At 69.1% G+C, this 16,486-nt stretch carries 15 protein-coding genes; 9 read left to right on the top strand and 6 right to left on the bottom strand.

Going from position 1 to position 16,486, the window contains the following annotated elements; translation table 11 throughout:
• The first annotated feature begins 31 nt into the window (after positions 1-31).
• Entirely contained in the window at positions 32-1,006 is a 975-nt protein-coding gene (gene pip / locus ACZ5LB_RS16785; RefSeq protein ID WP_464603352.1) for a prolyl aminopeptidase, read from the top strand.
• Positions 1,007-1,180: 174 nt separating this feature from the next.
• On the opposite strand, the gene ACZ5LB_RS16780 is transcribed toward pip, so the two are convergent.
• The 3 genes from ACZ5LB_RS16780 to ACZ5LB_RS16770 are packed head-to-tail and all read right to left on the bottom strand — an operon-like array spanning position 1,181 to position 4,377.
• Complete coding sequence (locus ACZ5LB_RS16780) at positions 1,181-1,744, bottom strand: thiamine phosphate synthase (protein ID WP_464603351.1); 564 nt, start codon at positions 1,742-1,744, stop codon at positions 1,181-1,183.
• A 7-nt stretch (positions 1,745-1,751) separates the two neighbouring features.
• Positions 1,752-2,729 (bottom strand): aldo/keto reductase, encoded by a 978-nt coding sequence (locus ACZ5LB_RS16775; RefSeq protein ID WP_464603350.1) that lies wholly within the window; start codon positions 2,727-2,729, stop codon positions 1,752-1,754.
• 37 nt (positions 2,730-2,766) lie between these two features.
• Positions 2,767-4,377, bottom strand: coding sequence for a bifunctional metallophosphatase/5'-nucleotidase (locus tag ACZ5LB_RS16770; protein WP_464603349.1), 1,611 nt, complete (start codon positions 4,375-4,377; stop codon positions 2,767-2,769).
• A gap of 113 nt (positions 4,378-4,490) precedes the next feature.
• Here ACZ5LB_RS16770 and ACZ5LB_RS16765 point away from each other — a divergent pair, with 113 nt between their 5' ends.
• The 7 genes from ACZ5LB_RS16765 to ACZ5LB_RS16735 all read left to right on the top strand — a co-directional run bounded on the left by ACZ5LB_RS16765 (position 4,491) and on the right by ACZ5LB_RS16735 (position 9,416).
• Positions 4,491-4,958, top strand: coding sequence for a DUF6941 family protein (locus tag ACZ5LB_RS16765; RefSeq protein WP_464603348.1), 468 nt, complete (start codon positions 4,491-4,493; stop codon positions 4,956-4,958).
• Between the two features lie 65 nt (positions 4,959-5,023).
• A complete protein-coding gene (locus ACZ5LB_RS16760) occupies positions 5,024-6,025 on the top strand; it encodes a ThiF family adenylyltransferase (RefSeq protein WP_464603347.1) in 1,002 nt (333 codons plus the stop codon).
• Between the two features lie 4 nt (positions 6,026-6,029).
• Positions 6,030-6,767 (top strand): cell division ATP-binding protein FtsE, encoded by a 738-nt coding sequence (gene ftsE, locus ACZ5LB_RS16755; protein WP_464603346.1) that lies wholly within the window; start codon positions 6,030-6,032, stop codon positions 6,765-6,767.
• Positions 6,768-7,034: 267 nt separating this feature from the next.
• The gene (gene ortA / locus ACZ5LB_RS16750) at positions 7,035-7,319 is read left to right on the top strand and encodes a 2-amino-4-oxopentanoate thiolase subunit OrtA (protein ID WP_464603345.1); all 285 of its coding nucleotides are present in this window, start codon (positions 7,035-7,037) and stop codon (positions 7,317-7,319) included.
• A 59-nt stretch (positions 7,320-7,378) separates the two neighbouring features.
• Positions 7,379-7,969 carry a ribosome biogenesis GTP-binding protein YihA/YsxC gene (gene yihA / locus ACZ5LB_RS16745; protein WP_464603344.1) on the top strand — a complete coding sequence of 197 codons (591 nt, stop codon included), beginning with the start codon at positions 7,379-7,381 and terminating at the stop codon, positions 7,967-7,969.
• A gap of 117 nt (positions 7,970-8,086) precedes the next feature.
• Entirely contained in the window at positions 8,087-8,395 is a 309-nt protein-coding gene (locus tag ACZ5LB_RS16740) for a hypothetical protein (RefSeq protein WP_464603343.1), read from the top strand.
• 13 nt (positions 8,396-8,408) lie between these two features.
• Positions 8,409-9,416 carry a hypothetical protein gene (locus ACZ5LB_RS16735; RefSeq protein ID WP_464603342.1) on the top strand — a complete coding sequence of 336 codons (1,008 nt, stop codon included), beginning with the start codon at positions 8,409-8,411 and terminating at the stop codon, positions 9,414-9,416.
• Here ACZ5LB_RS16735 and ACZ5LB_RS16730 read toward each other — a convergent pair.
• A complete protein-coding gene (locus tag ACZ5LB_RS16730; protein WP_464603341.1) occupies positions 9,370-11,436 on the bottom strand; it encodes an ATP-dependent DNA helicase in 2,067 nt (688 codons plus the stop codon). The two genes, ACZ5LB_RS16735 and ACZ5LB_RS16730, sit on opposite strands and share 47 nt — an antisense overlap.
• Positions 11,437-11,592: 156 nt before the next feature.
• On the opposite strand from ACZ5LB_RS16730, the gene ACZ5LB_RS16725 reads away from it, so the two are divergent.
• The gene (locus ACZ5LB_RS16725; RefSeq protein WP_464603340.1) at positions 11,593-13,032 is read left to right on the top strand and encodes a glutamine synthetase family protein; all 1,440 of its coding nucleotides are present in this window, start codon (positions 11,593-11,595) and stop codon (positions 13,030-13,032) included.
• Here the strand turns inward: ACZ5LB_RS16725 and ACZ5LB_RS16720 are convergent.
• Both ACZ5LB_RS16720 and ACZ5LB_RS16715 read right to left on the bottom strand, forming a co-directional pair.
• Complete coding sequence (locus ACZ5LB_RS16720; protein ID WP_464603339.1) at positions 13,029-13,721, bottom strand: Crp/Fnr family transcriptional regulator; 693 nt, start codon at positions 13,719-13,721, stop codon at positions 13,029-13,031. The genes ACZ5LB_RS16725 and ACZ5LB_RS16720 overlap by 4 nt on opposite strands.
• Before the next feature lie 111 nt (positions 13,722-13,832).
• A complete protein-coding gene (locus ACZ5LB_RS16715; RefSeq protein WP_464603338.1) occupies positions 13,833-16,343 on the bottom strand; it encodes a 2-oxoacid:acceptor oxidoreductase family protein in 2,511 nt (836 codons plus the stop codon).
• Positions 16,344-16,486 lie beyond the last annotated feature (143 nt).

Raw genomic sequence — 16,486 nt, 5'->3', positions numbered from 1 at the left:
CGGTCTCCGGGTTCCCCTCCTTGGAGATTCCATGAACGCCCATCCCGTGAAGGACCCCCTCACCTGGCTGTATCCGCCCATCGAGCCTTACGCCACGGGCCGGCTCAAGGTTTCCGCCACGCACGACCTCTACTACGAGGAGAGCGGCAACCCCGCGGGCAAGCCCGTGGTGTTCCTCCACGGCGGTCCCGGCGGCGGCAGCGACCCCAAGCAGCGGCGCTTCTTCCACCCGGAGAAGTACCGCATCATCCTCTTCGACCAGCGGGGCTGCGGCAAGAGCACGCCCTACGCCAGCCTGGAGGACAACACCACGTGGGACCTGGTGGCCGACACCGAGAAGCTGCGCGTCCACCTGGGCATCGCGAAGTGGCAGGTGTTCGGCGGGTCCTGGGGCTCCACCCTGGCCCTGGCCTATGCGGAAAAGCATCCCGAGGCCTGCACCGAGCTGGTGCTCCGGGGCATCTTCCTGCTGCGCAAGCAGGAGATCGACTGGTTCTACCAGCGCGGCGCCTCCATCCTCTACCCCGACGCCTGGGAGCCCTACCTGGCCCACATCCCCGAAGCCGAGCGGGGCGACCTGCTCACCGCCTACCACAAGCGCCTCACCAGCCCCGACCCCGCCGTGCGCCTCGCGGCCGCCAAGACCTGGAGCGGATGGGAGGGCGGCACCAGCAAGCTCGTGCCCGACGCCGACTTCACCGGCCACTACGAGGAGGACGAGTTCGCCCTGGCCTTCGCCCGCATCGAGTGCCACTACTTCATGAACAAGGGCTGGTTCGACCCCGAGGATCAGCTCCTGCGCGACGCCTCGAAGATCCGCCACATCCCGGGCGTCATCGTCCAGGGCCGCTACGACGTGGTGTGCCCCATGGAAAGCGCCTGGGCCCTGCACCGCGCCTGGCCCGAGGCCGACCTGGTGATCACCCCCGATTGCGGCCACAGCGCCTTCGACGCCCCCAACTGCAGGGCCCTGGTGGCCGCGACGGACCGTTTCGCCGGGCTCTAGGAAAAGTCCTTAAAATTCTTTTCTCAGCGACCCTCCGCGAGTCCTCAGCGCCTCCGCGTTCGTCATTTTCAAGGTCCTGCCGGCGCCTGGTTCCAATGCGCGAAAGCACCCAGGAAAAGGATTGAACGCAGAGGCGCTGAGGGCTCGCAGAGGATCGCGGAGGGAAAAGGGAATTCAGGCCCATGCCTTCCGCAGTTCCTGGATGGCCCCCTTGGGGTCTCCGGCCATCCACAGTCCCCGGATCAGGGCCACGCCCGCGAGCCTGGGATGCCGGAGGGCCGCCGCGTTCCCGGGGGTGATCCCCCCCAGGGCCAAGGCCCGGAACGCCCCTTCCGGCATCCCGTCCAGCACCTCCTTGAGTCGAGGGGCGCCCCAGGCGGGTCCCTTCCCGGGCACCCCGAAGATGGGCGAGAGGATCAGCTGCGCCGCCCCGGCCCGGCCGGGAATCTGGGCGGGGTCGTGGATGGGCCGCGACAGGGGCAGGAGGCCATCCGGCACCGCCGGATGGGCCTCGCCGGCGTGGAGGCCGCAGCCCGCGGCCAGGGCCACGTCCAGGCGCCCGTTGACCCACAGCTCGAGGCCGGTGGCGCGCTCCCGCACCCAGCGCGCGGCGCCCAGAAGCGGCCCGGCCTCCATGCCAGGCTCGCGGATCATGAAGGCGTCCACCCCCGAGGCCAGCACCCGCTCCCAGCGGGACGGGTCGAAGCCTTCACCGGGGGAGATGGCGAGCACGAACATGGGGACATCATCCCACGAGGGCGCGCAGATCCTCCTCCCTCGCCCTGGGCAGGGCCAGGACGGGCAGGTTCTCGGCCACGTGGGCGGTGCGGCCCATGCCGCACAGCGCCGTGGTCACGCCGGGGCAGGAGCTGGCGAACTGCAGGGCCCCCTGGGAGGCGGTGGCGCAGCCGGGGAAGAGGGTCGCCGGCAGCCGGGGCAGGATCCGGGCCTGCATGAGGCTGGCGGACACCTGAACCCGGAGCCCCGCGGCCCGGGCGGCCTCCAGGGGCGTTAGCAGCCTGCCCCCGAAGGGCTGGGTGGCGGCGGTGAAGGCTTCGGGCATGGCCAGGTTGAGGGGCAGCTGGATCCAGCGGAACCGGTGGCCGGGGCCGCCCACGGCCTCGGCGTCCTCCAGGAGCTCCTCCAGGCTGAGATGGTCCGGCGCGCCGGGGGCGGCGCGGAAGCCGTTCCAGGTGGCGCAGCCGTACTCGGCCAGGAGCCCCCGGGCCGCCAAGTCCTCGCAGGCGCCGAAGGCCTTCCGGATGTTCTCCCGGAAGGCGGGGCGGCCCAGGGCCGGCAGCTGCTGCTCGGGGTTGTGCAGGTGGAACAGGTCCACCCGGGCCACGCCCAGGGCCTCCAGGGAGACCCCCAGCTGGTGGGCGAGGTACCGGGGCGTCAGGGCGTGGCAGCCGTCGACCACCTCATCCGGGGCCAGGATGCCGGGGCCCGCCAGCACCCGCTGGAACCAGTCCCGGGGGGACTCGCCGCCGTCCCCCATGGGAAGGTAGCCGGCCTTGGTGCTCACGAAGAAGCCCTCCCGGGCCCGGCCCGCGAAGGCCCGGCCCAGGGCCCGTTCCGAACGGCCCCCCCGGTAGTTGGCGGCGGTGTCGAAGACGTTGCCGCCGCCTTCCGCGAAAGCACGGGCCGAGGCTTCGTAGCCCGCGTCCGTGGCCGCGTCGGGCGCGCCCAGATAGGTGCCGAGGCCGATCCTGGTCAGTTCCACGTTTCCCCCCTTTGGGGGTTGGATGCCGCGAATCCCGTCAGGGTTGCTGGGCGAGAACCCGTTCCCGGTCCAGGGCGGGGATGATCCGCCAGTTGTCCGAGGTGCCCGGGGCCAGGGAGGGCTGGCTCAGCACGTGGGCCAGGAGGAGGTTGCGCAGGGAGGAGGGGGTGACGAGATCCGGGGCGCCCTTCCAGCCCATGGCCTCCAGGTAGCCGCCCTCCCCCGCCAGACGCCGCGCGGGAAGGCCCAGGGTGAAGACCTGGTCGTCCGTGACGGGCTGACCCTGGAAGGCGAGCTTGACCACCCGGGAGCCCGGGGCCCGGGAGATGTCCAGGGCGTAGGCGCACCCGTCCAGGGTGTCGAAGGCGTCCGGCGCCACGCCCCGCATGAACAGGTCGGGCTGGTGGCTGAAGTTGAAGGTGCGCGCGGCCTGTTCCAGGTAGGCCTTCAGCTGGCGCCCGTCGATGCGGATGCGGGCCACGGGCTCCTCGGTGGGGGCCAGGGCGTAGAACTGCCGCACGGAGGTGGGGCCCTTGGGGATGAAGAGCCGCGACGCCGGCGCGGGCACGGCGGTGATCTGCGCGCCGGTGGCCTGCCGCACCACGGTGTGCAGGAGGTGGGCCAGGGGCGTGTCCTCCATGCGGCACCAGCGGCCGTCCAGGTCCGTGGCCAGGTTCGTGGCCAGGGTGTTCAGATAGGTGTCGGTGAAGGCCCGCAGGTCCGCGGTGGCCAGCAGGACCGCTGGGTCCGGCTCCAGGTCGGCGCCGGGGGTCGCCAGGCGGGCCTCGCAGGCCGCAACCTCCCACCGGGACCGCGCCCGGCGCAGGACCACCTCAGCCACCCCGAGGGCCTGGCCCCCGGTGCCCGCCTGGAGGATGGGGACGCCGTTGCGCCGGATCGACACCTGCTGGCGCGTGTGCCCGGCCAGGATCAAGTCGATGCCCTTCACCTGATCGGCCAAGCAGGCAGCCTGGTTTTCCAGGTCCGTTCCGCAGGGCGCATCGCCCGCGCCCCCGTGGAGGGCCACCACCACCAGGTCCACCTTCTCGTGCTCCCGCAGGCGGGGGATGAGGTCCCTGGCCGCCTGCACGGGGTCCTGGAAGCTCAGGCCCTCGGTGGTCTCCCGCCCCACCAGGCTTGGCAGGGCCTGGGTCACCAGGCCCAGGATGGCCACCTGGACCCCGCCCACCTCCAGCTTGAGGTAGGGGGTGAAGGCGCGCTTGTCCGTGCCGGTGAAGAAGACGTTGGCGGCCAGCCACGGGAACTGGGCCTGCTCCTCCATGGTCCGCAGGAGCTTGAACCCGTTGTCGAACTCCTGGTGCCCCACGACCATGGCGTTGTAGCCCAGGGCGTTCATGATGGCCATGGTGGGCTCCGGGGAGGCGGGCTTGAGGCGGCTCCACACGTAGTTGATGGGCTCCCCCTGGGTGCCGTCGCCGCAGTCCACCAGGATCGTGTTGGGATTGGCCGCCCGGAGGGTCCGGATCAGGCTGCCCAGCCGCCCCCAGCCGCCCGGGGCCGGCTGGAGGGTGAAGGTGTCCTGGGGCAAAACGTGCCCACGCACGTCCGTGGTGCCCAGGATCTGCAGCCGCACCTCCTGGGCATGCAGGAAGGCGGCGCACAGCAGGATTCCGACGGCACGAAGCACCTTTCCCCCCATGAATCTTGGTCTCCCTAAGATAACCGGAGGAGGCTTCCGGCGCACTTTGCTTGGAGTGGCGGCACACTGGAGGTAGACTTGCAGTTCAACCAGGAGATCCCATGCAAGAAGTTCAGATCAAGGCGCCCAAGCACGAATTCACCCTCCTTTGCGACGACATCCGGCAGGAAATGGGCGGCAAGACCTCCCTCATGGGCCTCTACGACCACCACATCGTGGTGCCCCAGGTTCCCTTCGTCCTTCCCAAGGTGTGCTTCTACACCCGTTTCTCCCGCATGGACGGCATCTTCAAGTTCAGCTTCTCCATCGTCTCCCCCGGCGGCGAGCGCAAGGACATCATCCGCGACAGCGACGTCCAGATCCCCGACGGCGCCAAGGAAGGCACCTTCAACGTCATCGCCTCCCCCTTCGAAGTGGGCGGCGAGGGCGTCTACGAAGTGATCATCGGCCTCACCAAGGGCGCCGACCGCTTCGAGTACATCTACAAGTTCGCCATCTCCGACGGCCAGCGCCTCCAGAGCGACTACGAGAAGGCCATGGCTGAAGCGCAGAACGGCTCCGGCAACTAAACCCGGCAGACGCACGGACCCAAGGGACGGATGCCCATCCGTCCCTTGTTGTTTATGATGGTGGAATGTCCGACCGGTACGCCAAACAGCGCATCTTCCTGGGGGCCCCGGCCGATGCCCGGCTCCGGACCCGGCGCGTGGCCGTGGTGGGCCTGGGCGCCACCGGTTCGGTCATCGCGGGGTGGCTGGCCCGGGCCGGGGTGGGCCTCCTGACGCTCATCGACCGGGATATCGTCGAGACCTCCAACCTCCAGCGCCAGATCCTCTTCCAGGAGGGCGACCTCTTCAGGCCCAAGGCCGAGGTGGCCGCCCAGAGGCTCCGGGAGGCCAATTCGGAAATCCAGGTGGAGGCGGCCGTCACGGACCTCACCAGCGGCAACGCCCGGGAGCTCCTGGCCGGCTACGACCTCATCATGGACGGCACGGACAACTTCGAGGCCCGGTACCTCATCAACGACTACGCCATCCTCACCGGCACCCCCTGGATCTACAGCGGCGCCATCGGCGGCGAGGGCCTGGTGTGGCCCATCGACCCGCCCCGGACCCCCTGCCTGCGCTGCCTCATGGAGGAGCCGCCCCCCAGCGGGGACATCGACACCTGCGACACGGCCGGCGTCCTGGGCCCCACGGTGGGCATCGTGGGCAGCTGGGCCGCCCTGGAGGCCATCAAGCTCCTCACCGGCACCGAGCCCCACAAGGAGTTGGCCCGGTTCGACTTCTGGCAGAACGAGCGCCAGTTCCTGAGCCTGCCGGCCACCCGCTGCCGCTTCTGCACGGACAAGGTCACCGAGTTCCTCAACGCCCGCTGGACGGTGAAGGCCTCCCGCCTTTGCGGCCTGGACGGCGTCCAGATCCGGGTGAACCCCCCGGGCGCCCTGGACCTGGAGTCCCTCCGGACCCGGGTCGAGCAGCGCACCGGCAACACCTGGAAGCTCAATCCCCTCTCCCTCTCGGGCAAGGAGGGCGAACTGAACATCATCCTCTTCCGGGACGGGCGCGCCCTGCTCCACGGGGACATCAGCCCCGAACGGGCCCGTGGCTGGTACACCGAGGTTGTGGGATGCTAGGGGCATGATCACCCTGACCCACGTGGGCAAGCAGTACGGCCGCATCCATACGGCCCTGGCGGACGTGAGCTTCCACATCGACTCCGGGGAGTTCATCTTCCTCACCGGACCCAGCGGCGCCGGGAAGTCCACCCTGCTCAAGCTGCTGTTCCGGGAGCAGGTTCCCTCCACCGGCGAGATCCGCGTGGCCGGGCACCGCCTGGCCTCCATGCCCCACAAGGAGATCGCCGTCCTGCGGCGCAAGATGGGGGTGGTGTTCCAGGACTTCAAGCTCATCCGCACCATGACGGTGTTCGAGAACGTCGCGTTCGTGCTCAAGATCCTGGGCGTGAGCCACGCCGAACAGAAGCAGCGCACCTTCCGCGCCCTCAAGATGGTCGGGCTGCAGCACAAGCTGGCCAGCTATCCCATGCAGCTCTCCGGCGGCGAGCAGCAGCGCGTGGCCATCGCCCGGGCCCTGGTGAACGATCCCCTGGTGCTGGTGGCCGACGAGCCCACCGGGAACCTGGACCCCGACCTGGCCCAGGAGATCATGTCCCTGTTCGAGCGCATCAACGGCCAGGGCACCACGGTGCTGGTGGCCACCCACGACCGGAATCTCATCCAGCGCATGCGCAAGCGCCTCATCGGCCTGGACCACGGCCGGGTGGCCTTCGACTATCCGGCGCCGGCCAGCACGGTGGTGCTGGGTCCGCCGCCCGAGGCGATGCGCCCCCTGGACGGCCCCCCCGCCTTGACATAGCGTCAACGGGCAGGACGATTTCCCCGGCGACCCGGCCCCCGAGGACCGGTGCGCCCCGGGGTCGGCTGGACGATTGGTAAAGCCGCCATTGCACATGCGAAGGTCCCTGGCCCGAATCCCTTTTCAAATGCAAAACATTGGGGGAAATGGTTATCAATTTGTGCCATGATTTTCATTGAAACCAGCTTTCCCGCAGCCGGCAGAAGCCGGACGGTCTGAACGGTTGAATGCATTTGAATCAGGAAAAGCCTTCGAAGAGGTGGTCTGGTGTGCATCGTAGCCAAAGGAACCTGGGTTGAAGTGGAGCGGGTCCTCTCCCGCCCCGGGGAGCGGCTGCCCGCCCTTCCCAGGGACGGCGCGCGGACCCCGCAGGTGGTGAGGGTTTCGGGCTTCCTCCTGGAGGACGCCGAACTGGGCCAGCTGGTGCGCATCCGGACCATCATCGGCAACGAGCACGCCGGCAAGCTCCGCATCGAGAACCCCGGCTACGGGCACAGCTTCGTGAACACCTTCCCCGAACTGCTGCGGTCCACCGCGGGCGGCGCCGCCTGATCCGGTTCCGGTAGCGCCTCCGGTTGTGCCAAGCTGGACCTGGAAACGAGAGAGAACCCATGGCCCAGCCCCTTCGAGATGCGCGCTTCGTGACTTCCGCCGCCACCGTGCGGACCCTGGGGGTCTGCCACGCCGAGGTGGCCTTCGTGGGCCGGTCCAACGTGGGCAAGAGCTCGCTGCTCAACGCCCTGTGCATGCAGAAGGGCCTGGCCAAGACCTCCAAGACCCCCGGCCGCACCCGCCTCATCAACGTCTTCCTCACCGGTCCCGACCGGTGGATCGTGGACCTCCCCGGCTACGGCTTCGCCACCGGTCCTGCCAAGGAACGTGCCGCCTGGCAGGAGATGATCGAGTCCTACCTCACGGGCCGCCGGACCCTGCGCATGGTCTACGTGCTGGTGGACGCCGAGGTGGGCCCCACGAAGCTGGACCACCAGATGCTGGAATGGCTCCATTCCGTGGACCTGCCCTACCGCATCGTGGCCACCAAGTGCGACCAGGTGAAGCCCTCCCGCCAACTGGCCCAGCGCCGGGACGTGGCCGCTGACCTGCACCTGGAGACCGGCGACATCGCCTGGGTGAGCGCCGAGAAGGGCACGGGCATCCCCGACCTGCGCATGGAAGTGGCGGGGCTGCTGGATCTGCTTTGATTTTTATTCATATGAATTGATACATTCATTTAATAATGCCATTTTTATGGCTTTTTGGGCCTATTTTTGACCCTCCGGTTCCATCTACAATCTCCTTTTCAACACCAAGGAGCTTTGATGACCCTTTTTAAGACCCTTATCCCCACCCTGGCCCTGGCCTGCCTGCCGCTGGCCGCCCGAACCGCCGAGGCCCCCGGCCATCGCCGCGTCCCCACCCAGGACCCCGCCCCCGATCCGGCTCCCGCTCCGGACGGCCTGGCCGAAGGCTGCGTGGCCACCGGCTGCCCCAAGGCGGACCAGCACGGCCACGCGCCCGTGAAATGCGAGTTCAAATCCAGCCTGGCCACCGGCTTCCGCTGCATCCTCTTCTGCAGCTACCCGGATTCCCAGTGGGGGAGCATCGTCGATTCCTCCCAGTGCAAGTGACGGCAGGGGCCCCATGGCGATGCTCCCCCCTTCCCACGTATGCCTGGTCCTGAGCCTCCTGTGCGGGGGCGGGCTGGCGGGTCAGGAACCCCCGGCCAGGCTTCTCACGGGCCGCTGCGCGATCGACCTGCCCCTGGACGCCGGCCAGGACTTCGGCCACCGCCGCTTCCTGGTGCTGGGCGACCGCACCTGCCTCATCGACCCCGCCTGGACCTCCCCGGAGGCCCCGTGGCGCCTCGCCTCCCGGTGGCATGAGCCCGGGCCCGCCACCGCGTCGGGGCTCCTGCGCACCCGCCGGAAGTGGCGGGACGGGGCCCTGTGGATGCAGTCGGACCGGAGGATCCTCCGGCGGGATCCGGACCTGGGCCGCTGGGTGGTCAAGGCCGAACCCGCCCTGGAGTTCATGGACTTCGAGGTGGACATGACCGGGCGGATCCTCCTGGTGGCCACCGCCGACCCCCGGACCCGCGCGTACCGGGCCCTCCTGGAGACGGTGGCCCCCAACGGCCGCGACACCTCCATCCTGGCCCCCTACCCCGACCCGGGCTGCCTGGAGTGGGGCCGGAAGGTGCCCCCCGTGGCCGCCGCCACCCTCCAGGCCGGCTACGAGTCCGTGCAGATCCTCGAGTTCATGGTGCTCTTCAACCCCCTGGCCCGCAGGCTGTTCGTGTTCAGGCCCCTGGAGGACCGCCTTCGGGAGGTGAAGCTGGGGTTCCCACCCCGGGACTACCCGGACCTGGCCAAGGCCGGCCCCCTGGAGGACCTCTGCTGGCAGGTGCTCCCCAAGGACGCCACGGAGGCCTGGCTGGTCATGAACCGCCATGGCCCCGGGCTCACGGCGACGCCCCTGGACCTCTTCGAGGCCAACGCCGGCGAGCCCACGGACCTGCCGGACCTGAGCCTGCCCGTCTTCCCCGACGCCACCGGCCGCCTCGCGGGCCTGGAAGCGGCCCTGGCCTCCTTCACTCGCAAGCCTAAAGGGCTCTCAGGAACGCCTCCACCTGCGCCCAATCCCGACTGAGCGGAAAGGGAGGCAGCGCCGCCCGCACCTGGGCGGCGTAGCGCTTGCCGCTGGGATCCTCGTGGGGAAGCATCATGCGCGGGTCCAGGATGCACACGGCCCCCTTGTCCGTGCGGGTGCGGATGAGGCGGCCGATGCCCTGCTTGAGCTTGAGCGTCATCTGGGGCACCTGGATGCCCACGAAGCCCAGGCCCTGCTTGAGGTTGTCCGCCTCCCGCACCCGGGCCTGGAGCACCGGGTCGTCGGGGGGCGTGAAGGGCAGCGCGGTGACGATCACGAGGCTGAGGGCCTCCCCGGGCATGTCCACACCCTGCCAGAAACTGGCCAGGCCGAGCAGGGCGGCCTGGGGGGTCTTCTTGAAGCGCTCCATCATGGCCGACCGGGTCATGCCTTCGCCCTGCACGAAGAAGGTGATGCCCGGCAGGGCGGCTTCCAGGCGGGGGCGGAAGGCGGCCAGCATCTTGCGGCTGGTGAAGAGCACCAGGGCCCGGCCCCGGCTGGCGGTCATGAGCCGGGCCATGGCGTCCAGGCTGGCCTCCACCCAGGCAGGGTCCCCCACCGCGTCCCGGCCGGGGCGCCGGGCGGGGAGGTCCGGGGGAATGAAGAGGAGACCCTGGTTGGGGAAGTCGAAGGGGCTCTCCACGTGGCGGCTCTGGTCGGCCTCCTCGTCCGTGAAGCCCAGGCGCAGCTTCAGGCCCTTGAACCCCTTGCCGTCGCGAAGGGTGGCCGAGGTGAGGATGACCGTCTCGAAGCCCCTGCGCAGGTGCTGGTGGAAGAAGGGCCGCACGTCCACGGGGTTCGCCTTGAAGAGCACCATGTGCGGGCCCTCCCGGGTGATGGTGGAAACCCACCCCGCCGGCTGGGCGAAGATCCGCTCCATGCGGTCGAAGGCGACCCCGATGCGCTCGGCCACCTTCCGCCAGGCCATGTCCTCCGGGTTGCCGTCCACGCGGCGGGCGGCGAGGCGCTTCGCCTCCTTCCAGGCGGCCTGGCCGGCTTCCACCCAGGCCCCCACGGCGTCCGCCAGGGGCTTCAGGTCGAGCCGGTCATCCTCGAAGCCGAAGGTGCCGCTGTCCAGGGGCACCGCGGCCATCAGGGCGGACCACGCATCCTCCCAGGGCCCCAGGTGGGCGTCCATCATGGCGCCCTCGGGCTCCTTGGAGGCCTCGTCCGCGATGTCCCGGAAGAGCATGGTCATGGCGCGGTTGCTCCACTGCTCCGAGCAGCTGTCGGTGAGCTGCTCCTCGACCTCGTGGGCCTCGTCCAGGATCAGCACCGGCGCGTCGGGCAGCACCTGCCCGAAGGCCGACTCCCGCAGGACCCGGTCCGCCAGCAGCAGGGCATGGTTGGCCACCACCAGGTCGGCCTCCAGGATCTCCTGGCGCAGGGCCGTGAGGTGGCAGTCCTCGTAGTGGGGGCACTGGCGGCCCGTGCACCGCTCGGCCCGGGCGTTCACGCGGTCCCAAAGCTCGGACTCCCCCTCCCCGTACCGCCCCAGCTCCTCCCGGTCCCCCGCGACGGTCTCCTTGGCCCAGCGGGCCATGGCCAGCCAGAGGCCGTGGTCGGCCAGCGCGAACTCCGCCGGGGGATGGGCCTCCAGGGCCTCCCAGGCGCTCTTGCACAGGTAGTTGCTGCGCCCCTTGGCCAGCACAGCCTTGACCTCCCGGCCCAGGATGCCCCGCGCCCGGGGAAGGTCCTCGTCCAGCAGCTGCCGCTGGAGCTGCTTGGTGCGCGTGGCCACCACCACCGGGCGCCGCCCCGAAGCCAGGGCCGGCACCAGGTAGCCCAGGGACTTCCCGGTGCCCGTGCCCGCCTCGATGGCCTGCACCAGGGCGTCGGGGCGCGTGTCCTTGCTGCCCCCGCCGTTGCGCCAGGCATCGAATCTCGCCGCCCCCTCCCGGATGGCGTCGTCCACCAGTTCCGCCATCTCCTTCTGTCCCTCCCGGGCCTCCGCCCCGGGAAAACAGCTGAATATGCGGCCTTCCGGCGGCGCGAAGTAGGGATCCATCGGGTGCTGCATGGTTCCAGAATGGCGGAAATTGGGCGAAACCGGAAGCCCTCCCGTTCCAGACCTCACTCGCGCACATTTAAAATAATTTACTTGATTTTTATGATTATCGAACCTAGTTTTATTTCAAGCAAGCCAACTTTAAGGTTTTGCCCAGGAGAATGCGCCATGGTCAACGACAGCCTCAGGACCTTCCTGGAGATTCCCTACGACACCCTGGAGGAGATGAACCTCCACGCCAAGCAGCAGCGCCTGGACCGGGTGCCCCTGGACCAGATCCGCGAGGAGCGCATGGCGTACCTGGCCGGCGAGAAGCGCATCAAGGCCGTGACCGTGGCCTTCACCGACATCGAGGGCCGGCTCCACATGCTGGACTACGACAAGAAATTCCTCCTCAAGTCGTACGACAACCTCACCTTCGACGGCTCCTCCATCCGCGGCTTCTCCGCCCAGGCCGAGTCCGACCTGCGCCTGGCCATCGACTGGCCCGCGTTCTACTGGCTGCCCGCGGACATCTTCGGGGCCGGCAAGGTCCTGGTGTTCGGCTTCGTCATGGAGAAGGACGGCACCCCCTACGCCTCCGACTTCCGGGCGCGGCTGCGGGACATCACCGAGGCCCTCTACGCCAAGGAGGGCATCGTCATGAACGCCGCCAACGAGATCGAGGGGTTCCTCTTCAAGGGCCGCGACGCCGAGCGCCACTATCACGAGACCAACGCCTTCGAGTTCATCTCCACGGGCGGCTACTACCACTCCCTGCCCGGCGACAGCCTGCGCGCCTTCATCGACACCTCGGCGGAAGCCCAGCGGGCCATGGGTTTCTCCAACGAGAAGGACCACCCCGAGGTGGCCCCCTCCCAGTTCGAGATGAACTACAAGTATGCCGAGTTGAACGTCGCCGCCGACCAGGTGCAGCTCTACAAGCTCCTGGCCCGCCAGGTGGCGGCCCAGATGGGCCTCACCGCCTCCTTCCTGCCCAAGCCCGTGGCCGGCGTGAACGGCAACGGCATGCACACGAACATCTCCGCGAACAGGGACGGGAAGAACCTCTACTTCGACGCCGCGGGCCGGGACGGGCTCTCCCCCACGGCCTGGGACTTCGTGAACCGCATCCTCGCCAACGCCGCCGAACTCTGCCTGGTGCTCAATCCCAGCGTCAACGCCTACCGCCGCCTGGACCCGCACTTCGAGGCGCCCAACCAGATCAAGGTCTCCCCCACGGACCGCGGCTCCATGATCCGCATCCCCCTGGGCAACGAACAGTCCGCGCGCATCGAGGTGCGCTCGGTGGGCCCCGACGCGAACCCCTACATGCTCTACTACGCCCTCCTGAAGACGGGCCTGGAGGGTCCCGCCGGCGAACCCGAGGACGGCACCAAGCGCCCCCGCACCCGGTTCCTGCCTGACAACATCTTCGACGCCATCCGGCTCTTCAAGAGTTCCCGGTTCCTGGCCGAGGCGCTGGGCGAGGACATCCACGCCAAGTTCGCCGAGGTCAAGCTCCTCCAGGCCGAGCGCTGCCCCAAGGCCCTGGGCTCCATCGTCAAGGCCTGCGAGATCCAGTTCCACCACGAGGTGACGAACCAACTCCTCTGGAATCAGTTCTAACGATGATCCGGGACCTGCCCCAACCGGCAGAGTCCCGGAAAGTCCGCGATGTCCAGTTCGTTCTTGGTGAAGCGCCGGATGATGCCCTGGTCCCTCAGGCGCCCCACGGCCTTGCTGACGCTGACCCGGTGGAGGCCCAGGAGCCGGGCCAGGTCGCCCTGGGTGAGCTCGGCGTTGATCGTCACTTCCTTGCCCATGGGAGCGCCCCCCAATTTCCAGCGCACGAAGTAGACCAGGATCCTGCAGACCCGCTCGAAGAGGTCCTGGCTGAGGCTGTCCTGGAGCCAGACGCCGTACATCCGCACGATGTGGCCCAGGAGCCCGGCCATCTCCAGGAGCAGCTCCGGGTGCTCCCGGGCGATGGGGCCCTCGATGGTCTCCTTGCGGAAGAAGTGGAGGGTGCAGTTGGTGTGGGCCCACACCGTGGCCTCGCCCGTGGTGCCGGTGGAAAAGCAGCAGGCCTGCCCGAACAGGCACCCCTCGCCCACGCTGTAGAGCACCTTCTCGGGCCCGTTGAGCGTGTAGAGGGCGGTGTCCACCATACCCTCCTGGACGTAGTAGACCCCGTCGGCGGGCTGGTCCATGTCCAGGATGAGCGCCCCCTTGGCGTGCACCTGACGCGTGGCCAGATGCGTCACCTTGCCCCAGGAGGGGCAGAGGTGCTCGAAGATGGGGAACTCGTATTGCATGGCGCCCTCGGAGGGATCCTGCCAGGGCGCGTCCGGAAGCCCCGGACGGCCGCCCGGGGCCTCGACCCCTCCAGTCTTGGGCCCAGGGGGCCCGACTTCAAGCCCCTTTGATCACCGGCTCCCCGCGGTCTCCACCGAGGCCCCGCGGCCGGCGTTGAAGGCGGCGTAGTTGGCGGACCACACCGCGGCCTTGGGGTTCACCTCCCGCAGCGCCTTCCACCACAGCTCCTCGGGGAACCGGTCGAAGGGTTCCAGGGTGCTGAGGATGCCCATGAGGACGACGTTGGCGATCCTTCCGGTGGGGTCGCCCAGGGCCAGGGCCTTTTCCAGGAGGTCCACCTCGATGAGCTTGAAGGGCTTCAGCACGTCCTTGAGCTGCGCGTCGGTGGGGTAGGCCTCCGCGGCCAGGCCCTCGGGGAGGATGCGCGTGTTGGCCAGCAGCACCGTGCCTCCGGGGCGCAGCAGGTCCAGGAACCCGGGCCGCAGGACTTCGCTCTTCTCCATGACGATCAGGCAGTCCACGGTGCCCGGCAGGAGCACGGGGCTCACCACGTCGCCGCACCCGAAGGTGCTGATGACGGGGCCGCCCATCTGGGCCATGCCGTGGGTGTCGCCCTTGACGATGTTGCGCTCGCCGTAGCCCGCGGCCAGGGCCAGCTGCGTGAGGACGCGCCCGAGGAACAGGTTCCCCTGCCCGCCCACGCCTCGGATGGCCAGGGACAGACGCCGGGGAAGCCCCCGCGCGGGGACGTCGGGGATCGTCTCGGGGCCCGGCGGGAACGCCCCGCCGGCGGCGGCCACGCCCAGGTCGTCCAGGGTCACGGCCTTGAGCACCCGGGTGGGGCACATCTGGCTGCAGGCGGGCTCGTGGCCGCCGCATCCGGAGCAGAGGTTGGTCACCTCGGGCACGCCGGCCTCGCCCTTGGCCAGGCCCGGGCAGATCAGGCACAGGTCGCACCGCTTGCAGGCATCGGGATCCACCTGCACCCGCTGCCGGCTGGGCTTGATCTTCTTGAGACAGGCCCCGTCCCGCACCACGATGGTGGTGAACACGCCCGCGTCGGCGTCGGCCAGGGCCTTGCGGAGGGTGGCGCGGATGGTCTTGCGTTCGTAGGCGCCGATCACCTCGACCTTGGCGCCGTGGGCGGCCAGGGACGCGGGGAGGTCGAAGCGGTTGGGCCGGCCTTCGAGGGTGCTCGGGGAGGTGGGCGAGGGCTGGCCGCCGGTCATGGCGGTCCACTCGTTGTCCAGGATGATCTTGACGCCCGGAACGTTGCGGTAGACGGCGTTGCGCGTGGCGTCCATGCCGCTGTGGCACTCGGTGCTGTCGCCGATGATGCTCACGCACCGCGAGGCCTGCCCGGGACGGGAAAGCACGTACCCGGTGCGCTTGCCTTCACTGGCGCCCATGGCCAGGCCCGTGTCCATGGCGTCCATGAAGTAGAGGAGCGCGTTGCAGCCGATGTCGCCGAAGATCGCGTCCAGGGTGCCCTTGCCCTTGGCGTAGCTCAGCTCCTGGGCCATGAGGCGGTAGGGGCAGCCGGGGCAGATGAGGGGAGGCCGCACGACGCCGGCCACGGGCAGGGCCGCCTTGGGCACCTCGAGGCCCAGCAGTTCCGCGATGAGCGCCGGGGTCCATTCCGTCACGGGGCTGTAGGGCAGCTTGCCCCGCACCTTCAGGCCCGCGGCTTCCATGGATTCCTGCAGGTGGCGGTAGCCGTCCTCGATGACCACCACCTCCTCGACGGTGGCCGCGAAACGCTTGATGAGTTCCAGGGGCAGCGGGTTCGAGAAGGCCAGGCTCAGGACGTCCAGGTCCAGGCCGCGGGCCTCCATGACCTCGCGCAGGTAGAGGTCGCACACGCCGTAGGTGACCACGCCGATCTTCCCCGAGCCCTTGTCCCAGCGGTTGAGGGGGCTTTCCTCCACCATCGCCACCAGGCCCGGCATGCGGGTGGCCATGACGTCGAGGTAGGCCTTGCCGCAGATGCTGGGCAGGACGTTGTACCCGTGGAGCCCGCCGGGCATCTGCACCGGCTCCCGGGTGGTGACGGGGTTCAGGCGCACCAGGCCTTCGCTGTGGCACAGGCCCCCGCTGGGCATGACCACCACCTGGGTGTTGAAGGCCCGCGCGATGTCCACGGCCAGGCGGGGCGCTTCCAGCATCTCCTGGTGGTTGCGGGGCTCCAGGACGGGCACGAAGCAGCTCTTGAAGAGCGGGCGCGGATCCACCAGGTGCTGGGTGGAGCTGGGGGTGAAGTCGCTGGCGATGAAGTAGACCAGGGCGCCGCGCTCCTTGATGATACCGGAGCCGCTGGTGAAGATGTCACCGGCCTGGAACAGGCCCGGGATCTTCATCGTCACCACGCAGTCGCGCCCGGCCAGCGTGTGGCCGAAGCCCACCGCCGCCGCCGCCGCCTCGTTCACCGACCACCCCACGGTGATCAGGTCCTGCACCTGGGCCAGGCCCCGGTCGATGACTTCCGAACTGGGCGTTCCGGGATAGCCGTCGGCGGCGTGGACGCCGGCGCGGACGCAGCCCACGGCGAAGGCGAGGTTGCCCTGGAGCACCTCGGCGTGGCCTTCGGGCGCATGGCAAAGCTGGCGGATGGTCTGGGACATGCGAGGCTCCATGGCGATACGTGATTCTTGGCCAAGCGGCCCGCCGGGAATGTAGCTGGGGCTACCAAACACTTAAAAACGCAGAAAGAATCCCTAGTCGTGACCTTGGTCACTAAAAAGATGACCTTTAGATCCTTTGATGG

This window comes from Mesoterricola sp. MK458 (genome assembly GCF_055384935.1).
Note: the sequence above shows the minus strand (reverse complement) of the source record. Positions and strands in the feature narration are given on the sequence as shown.

What these genes read in the sequence shown, in the direction of transcription:
- ACZ5LB_RS16735 (WP_464603342.1), top strand. Translation starts at nt 8,409, where the DNA reads ATGGCGATGCTCCCCCCTTCCCACGTATGCCTGGTCCTGAGCCTCCTG.
- ACZ5LB_RS16765 (WP_464603348.1), top strand. Translation starts at nt 4,491, where the DNA reads ATGCAAGAAGTTCAGATCAAGGCGCCCAAGCACGAATTCACCCTCCTT.
- ACZ5LB_RS16725 (WP_464603340.1), top strand. Translation starts at nt 11,593, where the DNA reads ATGGTCAACGACAGCCTCAGGACCTTCCTGGAGATTCCCTACGACACC.
- ACZ5LB_RS16780 (WP_464603351.1), bottom strand. Translation starts at nt 1,744, where the DNA reads ATGTTCGTGCTCGCCATCTCCCCCGGTGAAGGCTTCGACCCGTCCCGC.
- pip (WP_464603352.1), top strand. Translation starts at nt 32, where the DNA reads ATGAACGCCCATCCCGTGAAGGACCCCCTCACCTGGCTGTATCCGCCC.
- ACZ5LB_RS16760 (WP_464603347.1), top strand. Translation starts at nt 5,024, where the DNA reads ATGTCCGACCGGTACGCCAAACAGCGCATCTTCCTGGGGGCCCCGGCC.
- ACZ5LB_RS16720 (WP_464603339.1), bottom strand. Translation starts at nt 13,721, where the DNA reads ATGCAATACGAGTTCCCCATCTTCGAGCACCTCTGCCCCTCCTGGGGC.
- ACZ5LB_RS16730 (WP_464603341.1), bottom strand. Translation starts at nt 11,436, where the DNA reads ATGCAGCACCCGATGGATCCCTACTTCGCGCCGCCGGAAGGCCGCATA.
- yihA (WP_464603344.1), top strand. Translation starts at nt 7,379, where the DNA reads ATGGCCCAGCCCCTTCGAGATGCGCGCTTCGTGACTTCCGCCGCCACC.
- ACZ5LB_RS16740 (WP_464603343.1), top strand. Translation starts at nt 8,087, where the DNA reads ATGACCCTTTTTAAGACCCTTATCCCCACCCTGGCCCTGGCCTGCCTG.
- ftsE (WP_464603346.1), top strand. Translation starts at nt 6,030, where the DNA reads ATGATCACCCTGACCCACGTGGGCAAGCAGTACGGCCGCATCCATACG.
- ACZ5LB_RS16715 (WP_464603338.1), bottom strand. Translation starts at nt 16,343, where the DNA reads ATGTCCCAGACCATCCGCCAGCTTTGCCATGCGCCCGAAGGCCACGCC.